The organism is Niastella sp. sgz303648 (assembly GCF_059587045.1).
On record NZ_JCAPSW010000001.1, the window covers coordinates 391,850 to 405,049 of the forward strand.

The 13,200-nt window shown below is 39.7% G+C and carries 9 protein-coding genes and 1 tRNA gene; 4 read left to right on the forward strand and 6 right to left on the reverse strand.

Annotation, left to right across the window (positions count from 1 at the left end):
- Positions 1–298: 298 nt before the first annotated feature.
- The 3 genes from AC59IL_RS01405 to AC59IL_RS01415 all read right to left on the reverse strand — a co-directional run bounded on the left by AC59IL_RS01405 (position 299) and on the right by AC59IL_RS01415 (position 5,352).
- Positions 299–3,205 (reverse strand): triple tyrosine motif-containing protein, encoded by a 2,907-nt coding sequence (locus AC59IL_RS01405; RefSeq protein ID WP_496550278.1) that lies wholly within the window; start codon positions 3,203–3,205, stop codon positions 299–301.
- 398 nt (positions 3,206–3,603) lie between these two features.
- Positions 3,604–4,419: an SAM hydrolase/SAM-dependent halogenase family protein gene (locus AC59IL_RS01410; protein ID WP_496550279.1), complete on the reverse strand. Its 816-nt coding sequence runs from the start codon at positions 4,417–4,419 to the stop codon at positions 3,604–3,606.
- A gap of 126 nt (positions 4,420–4,545) precedes the next feature.
- Positions 4,546–5,352 (reverse strand): SDR family oxidoreductase, encoded by an 807-nt coding sequence (locus AC59IL_RS01415; protein WP_496550280.1) that lies wholly within the window; start codon positions 5,350–5,352, stop codon positions 4,546–4,548.
- Between the two features lie 206 nt (positions 5,353–5,558).
- Here AC59IL_RS01415 and AC59IL_RS01420 point away from each other — a divergent pair.
- Positions 5,559–5,631, forward strand: a tRNA-Lys gene (locus AC59IL_RS01420).
- Positions 5,632–5,893: 262 nt separating this feature from the next.
- Positions 5,894–7,144, forward strand: coding sequence for a site-specific integrase (locus AC59IL_RS01425; protein WP_496550281.1), 1,251 nt, complete (start codon positions 5,894–5,896; stop codon positions 7,142–7,144).
- A 267-nt stretch (positions 7,145–7,411) separates the two neighbouring features.
- Here AC59IL_RS01425 and AC59IL_RS01430 read toward each other — a convergent pair whose 3' ends face one another.
- Positions 7,412–7,765: a hypothetical protein gene (locus tag AC59IL_RS01430; protein WP_496550282.1), complete on the reverse strand. Its 354-nt coding sequence runs from the start codon at positions 7,763–7,765 to the stop codon at positions 7,412–7,414.
- 370 nt (positions 7,766–8,135) lie between these two features.
- Here AC59IL_RS01430 and AC59IL_RS01435 point away from each other — a divergent pair, with 370 nt between their 5' ends.
- Complete coding sequence (locus tag AC59IL_RS01435; protein WP_496550283.1) at positions 8,136–9,035, forward strand: hypothetical protein; 900 nt, start codon at positions 8,136–8,138, stop codon at positions 9,033–9,035.
- A 461-nt stretch (positions 9,036–9,496) separates the two neighbouring features.
- A complete protein-coding gene (locus tag AC59IL_RS01440) occupies positions 9,497–10,306 on the forward strand; it encodes a glycosyltransferase domain-containing protein (RefSeq protein ID WP_496550284.1) in 810 nt (269 codons plus the stop codon).
- Positions 10,307–10,360: 54 nt separating this feature from the next.
- On the opposite strand, the gene AC59IL_RS01445 is transcribed toward AC59IL_RS01440, so the two are convergent.
- Together AC59IL_RS01445 and AC59IL_RS01450 are read right to left on the reverse strand one after the other, a co-directional pair.
- Entirely contained in the window at positions 10,361–11,299 is a 939-nt protein-coding gene (locus AC59IL_RS01445; protein ID WP_496550285.1) for a glycosyltransferase family 2 protein, read from the reverse strand.
- A gap of 330 nt (positions 11,300–11,629) precedes the next feature.
- A complete protein-coding gene (locus tag AC59IL_RS01450) occupies positions 11,630–13,180 on the reverse strand; it encodes a RagB/SusD family nutrient uptake outer membrane protein (RefSeq protein ID WP_496550286.1) in 1,551 nt (516 codons plus the stop codon).
- Positions 13,181–13,200 lie beyond the last annotated feature (20 nt).

Sequence of the window (13,200 nt, forward strand, 5' to 3'; positions counted from 1 at the left end):
ATACAAGCTGATATCTACAGATCGGGCGGGCAAAAACATGATGCCTGATTACTAACCTGACCGAACATATTATCGATAGATTATATAACCTGAGCCGTGTATTGGCTTTTGCAACATGTAAAGGGGAATAGTACTATTGGCTGTAAAAATGCACTGTTAACAGGTGTGAAACCAAATTGTGGGGTACGTCAAAACCTCTACAATGGAAAACTTTACTGGGATATTGGGATTTTTGGGATTTTGGGATTATGGATATGGGATTTCGGATGTGAGATTTTGAGATTTCAGAAATTGAATTTCAGCTCGTAACAGAAATTAAATAATCGTACAGGTTGATGTCGTTGGAAGTAATACCCAGTTTTTTGCGCAGCCGGTAACGGGCAGTTTCAACACCGCGAATGGAAATATTCATCAGTTGCGCAATTTCCTTGGTGGTTAAATTTAAACGCAGATAAGCGGCCAGTTTTAATTCGGTAGTGGTAAGCGCGGGGCAGTGCTCTTTCAGCTTTTTTAAAAAATTAGCATGCACCTGGTCAAAATGTTCGGTAAACTGTTCCCATTCACTGGTAACATCAAGCTCACCATTTATTAAACGGATGATTTTTTCAAAATCCTTCAATCCGCCATTAAGGGTGTGATTGCCTTTGAACTCATTAAGATCATCTCTTATTTTTGAAAACACCTCAATTTTTCGTACCAGGTTCATTGCAGTAGAAGCGAGTTGCGAGTTTTTATATTCAATTTCAGACTGCAGTTTGTCGTTTTTGAGCTGAACGATCTCCTTTTCGCTTTTTCTTATCTCCAGTTCGTGCAATATTGTCAGCTGCTTTTGCTCTTCGGCGTATCGTTGCTGTTGCTGTAATAGTTTTTGTTGTTCCCGGCGCCGGAATTTGTTTTGCTGCCATATGTAAAAACAATACATCACTCCGCCAAAAAGAATGGTATAAATGACATAAGCCCACCAGGTGCGATACCAGGGAGGCAAAATGGTAAAAGAAAAAGCAGCAACCGCCGATTCACTGGTATAATTGATACGGTTCTTTACCTGAAATACATAATGTCCCGGAGGCAGGTTCGTAAACTCCCTTTCGGCTTTGGAAGTCCAGCCCGACCAGTCTTTATCGAAACCTTTTAAAAAATAACTGTAGGAAATGCGCTGCCGCCGGCCAAATACAACAGCGCTGCATTGAAAATATAATGAATTACTGCTGTACTTAATATCAGGAGCGGCACACGCGTTCACTGTACCGGTATAGCCGCCGTATACAACCTGTTCGTTTTTACCGGCCGTTTGCACCATTCTGATAAGCGTATTTATGGGGTAGCAGCTTTTGGTATACTGTGCATAATTGAGATGAAAAAAACCCTTTTCTGCAGCGATCAACACATTATTACTATCGATACTATTAATGTGCTCAAAGCCGTTAGGCATGATTTGATCATCCAGTTCCGGAATGTATACGACCCGTGAACCTGTTCCCGACCGATCGATCACTCCCACCCGTTTGTTACTGCAAAACCATATTTTACTGGCATTATCTTCTTTCAGATAATCAACCCGCATAGAACCAAATAACTGATTGAAATACCGGGATGGAATAAAATCATTTGTTTTGGCATCCAACTCAAAAATTCCATTATCGGTTGTGAGCACTACCTTGTTTGTGAGACGGTACAGATGATTATGGTTTTTAGATAATATTTTTTTGCGATCGTTATATTTTATTACAACCGGACGATTTTGTTCATTAAAAGTTACCATATACAACCCTTTATAGGGATGAATGACCCAAATTATGTTGTTATTCCGAACTACAAACCGGGCCGATTCAAATTGTACATCCTTAATGGAATCGATGATGCGATTGTTTTTAAACCGATAAAAGTTAACACCGGTGTATGTTCCTGCCGCAATCACGGAAGAAGGAATACTATCGTATACCGGAACAAATGCCCAGAAACCCGATCTGTTATCAATACTAACAGCCTTGTCGTTGTTCACCCAAAAAGCACCATTGGTATGACCCAGCAATAACTGGCCATTCACTTCCGATACATTCCATACCTGTCCCTTTGTGTTTTCAACGAGCGAAAATGAACCAATTGTATAACTGAGATCTGAATCTGTAGCCGAAAGGTTTACTTTATACAAACCACTTGCAGTACCGAGGTATAACCGGTTATTATAAATAATAGATGTATGACCGCTATTGCGATCGGGGGATTCGGGAAAAATATTTTTGATGGCGTTGTTATAGCTAATGCAATCAATCCCATTGTCGAGACCGAGCCACAGGTTTTTATGCTGATCGGTGAAAAGGCAAAGTACATTGTTTGTTTGCACACCTTCATTTCGGGTAAAACGCTGTATAAATTTTCCTTTTTTATCAATAACAATACAACCACCGAGGCTGGTATTCAACGCAATTTTATCAGGCGCCAGCAAACAGGCCCCCAGTATATTTTTGGCGGCGACTTCTTTAATGGCTGCACTTTCAAAGCAGGATGCGGTATTGTTTTTCAGGATAAACAATCCATGGCTTTCAGAAGTGAGCAACAGGCTATCGGTGCCAATATGGGTAACGCTTGTTATTTGAATTCCTTTCGGCAAACTGCCGGGTTTAAGACGTGGCAGCCATTGTGAGTTTTTTAAATAAACGAGTCCTTTTTCATAATCATATGCCAGTAATTCTCCGTTTGCATAGCCAAAAAATGCCCAGTAATCGCTGTTGTATACCCTGATCGTATGGCCGGTATATTCGAATATTTTAAAATTTGACCGAAAGAAAATATGCTGCTGCACAATTTGAATATTCCATACATCGGCAAAATCATTGTCAGCTGGTTTCAACAGGTTTCGCAACGAAGTGTACGTCAGTTCGCCATTAGCGCCCGCACTAAAATACCCAAACTCCTGTTGTGCGCCAACGAATATCCGGTTGTCTTTATCAATAGCAATCGATCGCACAATAGTGGCATTGGGCAATGGATAAACCCGCCAGAATGTACCATCGAAACTGAGCAATCCATTGTTATTGGCAAAATACATAATCCCCCGGCTGTCCTGTGCTATACACATGTTCTGGCGGCCGGCTTTATAATCCTGTTCGCTGTAATTGCTGATATTCGGAATGCCAATGGTGTTTTGTGTATATGCTGTTTGTTTCAGGATTATTACAAACAACATCACAATCGTTTTTTTCATGGGTAGCGACAATATTTTTTATTAGCTCATTGGTGTTTTTTAAAGCGTTGTGACAATAAAATTCCATACGATTTACGAGCAGCAAACAGGGGATAAAACCGGGTATAACCTGATACACCGGACCATTTACGATAAGCAAGAGGCAATTATCTTATATTAATACTAATAACGGCCAATGAAAGAAGGTAGGATACATTGGTAAAACAAATATAGGTTACTGGTAGATATTGTAGTACGGCACGATAACTTTATTTGTCAACATTATGCACATATTCAGCTAAACAGATTTTTAGCAGATGCAGATTATTCTTTAAAATGCAGGTTATAGAAGGAATCCTTAATTCAGTTTTCGAAATTCTTTTGAAGAAACGCCTGTTTTGGATTTAAACAGTTTTATGTTATGAGAACATAATTTTAACCGTTTGATAGAACAGCCGGTTTTGAAGATGTTGCGCCTGTTCGGTAAAGCCCTGTAAACCGAACAATCCGGCGGCATTGCCTTTATTGATGGCAATTTCAAGGTATCCGGCCGAATTAAACAATGCCAGCTTTTCGCCTTCGGGCACATCGGCATAGCTATCGGCAACTTTATCGATCACTTCATCGCGTTTGAACACGATCTTGAATTTGCGGCCTTTTCGGTGTTCTTCAAACTGATCGCGGGTAATATTAACCACAATGTTTTCGAAATGATCGATAAAAATAATTTGTCCTTCCATCCAGTTTTCGCCAAACAAAGGACGCAGGTGATTTTTTTCGATGAACGACACATCGGGGATACCGATATCCTGCAGGCGGGCGCCGTTATGCAATTGCTGAATGGCTTCGCCCATTACCTGCACACAATGTAAAGTATTTTTAATAGCATTTTTATCGAGCGGAAGACCGATGACCATTTCGGGTTTATCTTCCAGTATCATGGTGAGCAAGCCGTTATCGGCACATAGAATATATTGTTCGTTATGCCAGGCCAGTAACAATTGTTCAGGCTTTTTTTCGAACAGGTTGATCAGTAACAGGTGAAAAGTATGTGAAGGGAATTGTTTAATGGCATTACGGCATATATAAGCGGCCTGCGGATAATTGAACGGAGAAATAGTATGCGAGATATCAACCAGCAAAAAAGCCGGATTGAGCTGCAATAAATTGCCTTTAACTGCACCCACCAGGTAATCCTGCTGACCAATATCAGATGTGAGGGTTAGTAAAGGCATTAGAGAAATAGAAATTAAAAATTAGAAATAAAAAATTTGAAATGCAAAAGTGTGTCTTATTTTAATGTGTATACGCAAAAGGTGATCCTATTTAATTTTTCATTCTTCATTTTTCATTTCTCATTTCTATTTCGTGAGTTCATTGTTTTTAAAAAAGAATTTATAAACCAGTTTATCGGTAAGCGAGGGAAACAGTTTATTCATAAAAACGGTTCTTTTGCCATTAAAGGTAAGCACCAAAGTACGTTTGCGGTGTTCCATGGCTTTAAGAATTTCGCGGGCGCATGCTGATGCAGACATCAGGCTGGCTTCATCGAGCGGAGATTCGCCCTGAGGTTGCCCCTGCTGGTTGAGCGCAACATTACGAATATTAGAGGCGGTAAATCCGGGGCACACCCACATTACGTGCACGCCGGTATGTAACAGTTCGGTCCTGATGGCTTCGAGCCATCCCTGTAGAGCAAATTTTGAGGCAGAGTAAGCGGCGCGGCCGGGTAAGCCCCTGTAACCGGCGATTGAAGACACCCCTACTACTGTACCCTGGCGTTCGAGAATGGACGGTAATGCGTATTTAGTGCAGTATACGGCGCCAAAAAAGTTAACATCCATTACTTTTTTAATCACTTCAATATCGGCATCGTTGAATAAGGCGCGCATACTAATGCCGGCATTATTGATAAGGATATCGATTCCGCCAAAGGTTTTAATGGTAGATTCGATAAAACGGCGGCAATCGGCCTCTTTGCTTACGTCGCAGGTGATGGTATGCAGCATCACATTGGCGTGTTCGAGCTGAAGGGTGTACAATTTATCATAATTACGGGCGCAGGTGGCCACTTTGGCGCCTGCGGCAATGCATTCGTTTACCAAAGCCTTTCCTATTCCGTCGCTGCCTCCCGTGATAGCTATTACCTTATCTTTTAAAAATGACATAACGTTTTCGATTAGTAACACAAAAATAGCGGAGTTGTTTCCGCTGAAAAAATTGATATTCAGAAAATACGAATAATTTTTTTTGAAAAAATTTGGTACAATTTGATTTTCCCCTATTTTTGCACTCCCAAAATAAACGCAGCGATACGGAAACGGTGCAAAAGGGAAGAGAATGAAGGAGTTGGAGTAATTTTGGGTAAGATCTTGATCTCGTAGCTCAGTTGGTAGAGCACAACACTTTTAATGTTGGGGTCCTGGGTTCGAGTCCCAGCGGGATCACAGAAAAATGTTCAACTAAGAACAACTAAGTAAAGAAGCCCACGTAAATCGATGATTGCGTGGGTTTTTTGTTTTTATCTGTATCAAAGCATATCAAATTAACCCATGTGGAAAAGGTGAGCATGTAGGTTAGCAGACAATTCTCTAAATTGCGCTAACCTGAATCGGCTGAAATGCCGATCTGGATTGAGTTTGACCAACTTTTAGTGGTGTCAGGAAAAGTGAAGTTGAAACAAAATTGGTTAACAAAAATCTGTGTTGTATGGTAAAAGGTCACCAAAGTTTTTCTATTTTATTCTGGCTTAACAAGCATCGCTGCAAAAACAACAAGCCCGCCATTTATCTCCGGCTGATCATTGATCAAAAGCGTGTAGAACTTTCAACGTACCGGTACATTGAACCCAATTTATGGAACCAGAAAGGCCAATGTGTAAAAGGTAATTCCGAGGAAGCAAAAGCCATCAATTCGCAGCTAACGGTGATGAAAGCTGACTTGCAGCGGCATTATAGCCATTTGCTGGCATTGGGTAAACCAATCACAGCAGAAACCATAAAAAATTCTTTCCTGGGTATAGGTGAAAGACAGCGCACCCTTGTTGAAGCATTCGAATTTCACAATCGCCGTTTTGCTGAAAAGGTAAAAGCCGATAAAAAATCAGCCAATACCCTAAAACGGTTTGAGCTAACCAAAGAAAAAGTGACTGCGTTTTTAAAGTATCATTTCCGGGTAACAGACCTGGCACTTGATGAATTGAAATTTTCCTTCGCCCCCGATTTAGAGCATTTTCTTACAACGGTACAGGGTATTGGTAGTAACACGGCAATGAAGTACGTAAAAATCGTAAAGCAAGTATTAAAGTTAGCGGCAGACCAGGGTTGGGTTACGGTGAATCCTTTGTCGGGGTTTAAATGTACATATACCGATCCACAAAGGGAACGGCTGACTATGGATGAAATCCTGGTGCTTTATACTAAAGAACTAATGCCCCGGCTGGCCGAAGTACGGGATGTGTACCTGTTTTGTTGTTTCACCGGTTATTCTTATTTGGATGTGCTGCAGCTTACACCCGATAATATTGTAGCGGGCATTGACGGTGAAAAATGGATTGTAAAAGATCGACAAAAGACGAATACACCGGAACGATTGCCTTTAATGCCCATTTCTATGGAAATAATTGACCGGTATAAAAACTCTCCTTATTGCCAATTGACAAAAAAATTATTACCGGTAAATAGCAACCAGCGGTATAATGCGTACCTAAAAGAAGTAGCGACAATTTGTGGTATAAAAAAGCACCTTACCACCCATACAGCCCGACATACATTTGCAACGACAATAACATTGGAACACGATGTTCCCATTGAAACGGTTAGCCAAATGTTAGGGCATAAAAGCATACGTACTACACAGATATATGCTAAGATTACCCAGCGAAAGATCAGTAATAATATGCAGGCTTTACGGAATAAGTTGTTTGGGGACGAGAAGACGTTAAAACAAAAATCTGTTTGAAACTGTACGGAGCAGTCATACTAAGAGATGATCTGCTCCATTTTATTTTCTTTTTTCACCAGCGTAGTAACAGGGTTTAGCCGATACGCAGACAGATCGACGTTTAAGGCGAGCGGTGTTTTTGTCGAACAAAAATTGGCAGGGGCCAAAAACACGCTCGTTATTGCTCCTGTTGGTCGCAATAAATAAGAGGCTGGTGAAAAGAAAATTTGTTAGGTGTCGATTAAAAATTCGTTTCTTCCGTTGTTGTAGTGGGTTTTGAAAACCTTATACCAAGTAAAGCCTTCTTTCTCTTGTTTCCGTTTTAAAGCCGTTTAATTTAAGGAAAAATGCTAACCGTATTTTGTAGTCAAACCACGCGGTACCGTCATAATGCTCTACTTTGTCTATATCATTAAACAAATTCAGCACTTCAATAACATCAGCCTTTGCGAGATTATCTCTTTGCTCTATTATCGAATTAATAGCTTTCGATACTTCGTATTCCGGAATAAATAGCGGATAATTTTGGCTATTGCGTTCAAAATGTGCGCATACCATTTGTAAACCAGCCAGAACTTCTGCTTTGGTTACTGTTGAGTTATTCTCATTTTGTTTTTTTGTCTTTTTCCAAAAACTCATTTTTTAATTTCTCATTTATAGTCACTGATGCTTTTAAAATTTAAGGTGCTATGAAATCAAAAAAACTACCGCAATATACAAGGATAAGCAAATAGCTCTAAAGAAAATTTAACCAGTTTCCGGAATATCATCCCGCAAAGCGGATAAACCGTAATTTTCCTGAATCCCGCAAAGCGGGATGAAGAAAAACAGTTTTGGTCCGACCAAAACATAGCTGGCTACCCGAATTCCAGGTGACTGTCTGAATTCAAAATTCGGTTGATATAATTTAAGTATTTCTTTCAATGGATAATTATAGAAGCGTTTTTAAATAGTATTTTTGATAATATTAATATGCTTTTTTCCGCTTCCAAAGGCCAAAATAAATTCCATGCAAAACAATTCTAATAATGGTAATAGCGTAAAACAACAGTTGTCCAAATTTTTTGAAAGTTATCCATTATATAAAAAGTTGCCTATTGCGTTTAACGAAGGTGCACCTCCCTTAGCCCTTCCTATGGGGCTTCAAGGTTTGACTTTTAGTGCAATATGTCCTACTGATGGGCGTCAAACATTTAAATTACGTGCAGAACCTGATAGTTTCATAACTGAGGTATTTAATTATCATGGTCAAGATCCAAATGTCCGTGCTCTTTTCAACTTTATGGACAAGGAAAAAAGTCAATACAATTATTTTCAATATTATTCAGCCAGCTGCCAGTTTTGTAACGAATGTAGAATTCACTTTCTAGTCCATATTTTCAGTAACCCAGATGGTAAAATCTATTATACTAAAGTCGGGCAATTCCCTCCTTATGAAATTTCCCCTGATGCTGAAGTCTTAAAGTTTTTAAAAGAAGAAGATAAGGTGAACTATAAGAAAGCGCTTATATGTATTTCCCAGAATTATGGCATGGGAGCTTATGCGTATTTAAGACGAATCGTCCAAAATGAAATACTTCAAATTGTTGAGGATTTAAGCAAAATTGATAGGCCAGAAAGCGAAGAAATTAAAATTCTCCTAAGTAATTATGAAAAGGATCATCAAATGGAGAAGCTCATTTCTGCAATCGGCGATTACCTGCCAAATTCCTTTAAGGAAGTCGACTCCAATCCTGTTAAGTTTTTATATAAGCAACTATCAGGAGGCATACATGAATATACAGAAGCTGAATGCTTAGATTTTGCTGAATCTATCGATACCGTACTAAAATTCGTTATAAAAAGATTAAATGAGGAATCTTCCGAGTTGAAAAAGGTACGAGATGCATTAAAGGGAGGAAAGAAATAAATCACTAATACATTGAATTATAGGTATAGTTGGAATAATATTGAATTAGTTTGTATCAATATTATTCAAATATTATCTATATTTTTGAATATCACAGTTCTTGACATCTTATTGGCAACTGAAAATCTAGGTTAGCATTCAGGTTAGCAAACAAGCGCACCATCCCAAAACACAGATTTTACGCGGGTTTCAAAAGATATTTCCCGATCCCAGCGGGATCACAGAAAAACGGAAAGAGGCTATCAGAAATGGTAGCCTCTTTTTTATTTACTAAAATTCTTATTTGATCCTCTCGCAGTTCAGGTGGTGGTGGATCCCTGATTTTTTCCGGATCACTCACTTCCCAGGCAACCCGTGTTCCGCTTCATTCCTTTCGCAAAAACCACAATAAATTTTAGTAACGGCCCTAATTATTCCATCGTTTGGTCAATTAATTTGATGACGCAACAATACAATGAAATATGAAAGTGTTTACCGTTATTAATAATCAAAACCACCCCGGTTTTAATTTGCTCAGATTGTCGTGCGCTATCAATAATCTGGAGCTGATAGCACTTATAAGGAAACAAAAAGATTTTTACACCAATCGCATAAAAGATGAAATACTGGTAAACTATCTGGATAATCATGTAAAAGATGATGAAATCATTTTTTTTACTGATGGCTATGATGCCATACTAATGTGTTCGGAAGCGGAGATACTTCATAAATTTTATCAAACAGGTAAAGATTTGTTTTTTTCGGCTGAAAGCGCTTGCTGGCCCGATATAAATCTTGCAGAACTGCATCCAACCACAACTTCTATTTACCGATATCTCAATAGCGGAGGTTTTATGGGTAAAGCAGGTTTAATAAAACAATTTTTGAAGGATGACCTGCGCTTCGACAACAATTTTGACAGAAGCAATCAATATGTATGGACAAAGAGATTTTTAAAAAATCCTGATTTAATAGGATTGGATACAGGCTGTGAAATATTTCAAACATTTTCTCCCGAAGTTGGTGAACATTACTGGCCGGTAGACGAAAGCAACAATACGATTCCATACTATAATTGTATGAAAGAATGGTTCACATCGAACTTTGTAATTGAAAAGGGCAGACTATTCAGTAAAATTTCCGGTACCAGGCCATGCCAGGCTCATTTTAACGGTCGGTCCAAATTGATAGCGGATTTTGATATAATCAATATGGTATTTAGCGGAATTTCGGGCTCACCGGTAGCTCAGTTTGTTGAAGTAGAAATTAATTCGCCGGTAGGTACTTATTAATAATTAAACCACCTTATGAGAGGCACCGCCATTTGACAGGCCAACAATATTACTTTATTTCGTCGATAAGCCAAGCCTTCTTTTGAAGTACAATAAGATAAAAAAGAAAATATTCCAATAAAAGTTGAATTTCATTGAAAGGGAGGTCTTTCTACCGTTTCTAATGTAATTCCTGAAACAACAAAGCGCCCTTTTAACCTTGTTATCTTTAATCAAATCAATTGCTAAAATGTAGTTCAATCTCGTTTCGCATTTACAAAATGCAGGTTTATACCGATCTTTATAGCGCTGGTTCATCAACTTGTATATCTGCAGGTGAATACGCAATTGCGATTGAGAGTCCTGGGCTGTCCAGAATCCATCTGGATGTTTTCGATAAATCGACCACAGTTCATTAAAATAATATCCCGGCCCGTTTGCCAATAACATTAAAAATATAGGCCGGTCAGGGCAATATAAATAATTAAACCATTTTGGAGGGAAATCGGTAAGTGCATTTCGTCTGAAAACAAGGGAAGATGTGGGAATATGTACATCACAAACTACATCGTTGAATGAAACAATTTTTTTATGATCTGCACCGCAGCAGGTTCTGTGATCCCAGCCGCCATCCGCTTTAAATATTTTTGCATCGTGAAAGCAAAGGGCAAATTCAGGATTGGCAGTCAAAAAATCGACCTGAGCCTGAAGTTTTCGATTACTTATCCAATAATCATCGCCATCCATTAAAGCAATAAATTCACCCCTGCATTGATTTATAGTATGACTATAATTTTCCATTATTCCAAGATTTTGCTTATTGCACAGCACTCTTATTTTTTCAGGATATTTATTTTGATAACCAATCACTATTTCTCTGGTTGAATCTTTGGAACAATCTTCTCCAATTACAATTTCATACTCAAAATCTGTTACCTGACATAAAGCACTTTCAATTGCCTCTGCAATGAACTTTTCAAGATTGTATGCAAAAATGCAAACGCTTAATTTCATATACTAATAATTAAGAATACACCTTTCGCTTTTGCAGATAACACTGCCGTTTTTTAATCATCTGCGTAAAAAAAGTGAAGGGTGAATGAGAATATTCAAAGGGGATGGATTAACAATAAGTACAAATTAATCGCAAAAGGGGAAACCGTATTAGTAGTAGTCATCTTTTTTTTTGCGGGTTCTACGAAATGATTTTTCTATACATACTGATGTCCTGTAACAGGATCGGAATTTCAAAAAGGCAAGTTCGTATTTGGTAAACCCCCAAAAATAAAAGTCCGGCAAAGCCTAATGCCTGCCGGACTTATGATTATATATGGCTATATTTTTTTACCAGTTACTATTTTGAATCAACACTCCGTTCGAAGAAGTAATATAGGTAGCCGGTATGGGAAAATGGCTGTATCTGGCATAGTTAAAACCGGTTCTTCCATACACAGTTTTCAACAGGTTTTCAGTGTACCCGGTGCCGTTGCTGCCATCGGCAGCAGCCACCTTGTTGTAACGAACCAGGTCGAACCAGCGGTTAAATTCCAGCGCCAGCTCAACATGCCGCTCCTGCCAGATGGCTAACCGCAGTTGCGTTTTGTCGGTGGTTGTTATTTGAGGAAGAATGCCGGCGCCACCATTCATGCCTGCAGTTACGGTGGCTGCAAAGGTCATATTACCCCGGGCGCGGTAACGGATCTGCTCCAGGTATTTCAGTGCGTCGCCTGTATTGCCTGATTCATTGCTGGCTTCAGCATCGATCAAAACAATATCAGCATAACGCAGAAACATCGGGTTTACATTCTGGAATGAGAAATTAGATTGATTCCAGTAAGAGTAAGGCCAGATCACTTTTTTGTTCGCATAATTGGTATTGGCCGGGAATGTAATTGGCTTGTTATTGTTGTACCCAACGATGGTATCGGTTTTGGTAAATATGCTGGCTGTTAAACGTGGGTCGCCGCTTTCATAACTGTTTACCAAATTGACCGATGGATATATTACGCCATTGGCAAACGCCGGCAGTCCCTGGTATTGCAGGTAAGGATTATACCAACGGCCCGCCCAGATTGCGCTGTTGAATATGTACCCGCCAGGCATCATGTTTTCAGAATTGTACAGCTGATCAGGACTAAACAAATTGCGATAGTTGGGGTACAGACTGTATTCGCCGCCGTTGATCACCGAATCGGCATACAACTTTGCGTTCGCATAGTCCTGCTCGTATAAATACACTTTGGCGAGCAAACCCTGTGCAGTGCCTTTGGTAACGCGGCCCAGATTGCTGGTGCCCCATTGCTGCCGGGTAGGCAAATAAGCGCTGGCAAATTTCAGATCAGCGATAACAAGCTTAATAATATCGGCATGCGGGCTTTTGGCAATATTGTATTCGGCTGACGACGGATCGTGGTCGCGCATGGGGGCATCTCCAAACACATTTGTTAAGTCGAAGTGGTAGTAAGCGCGGAAATATCTTCCCTGGGCTTCATATAACAGTGCCGAGGAAGGTGCTGTTTTAGCTACAGCGGCCGCGTTATCGATCACCACATTGCTATAATGAATGTTCTGATAAGTTCTGTCCCAGTACTGTTGAATATACCCATTGTCTGCCAGGTAGGTATAATTCTGAAAGAAATTCATATTGGCATCGGCACCTGGAATAAAATCATCGCCGCACAGTTCATGCGTGCTCCACTGCTGGCGACCTAAAGTATATTCGCGCCAGGCCAGTGAACCATACAGCCGGTTAACGGCCATGCCCAGTGTAGTGGTATCTGAAGTAATGGTGGCCGTTGACAGCACGCCCTGGGGTGCTTTGTCGAGAAAACTTTTGCTGCACGATACCGTTCCCAAAATGGCCAGTGATATATAGATGTTAGCTAATCGTTTCATTTCAAATTAAAATTTGCATT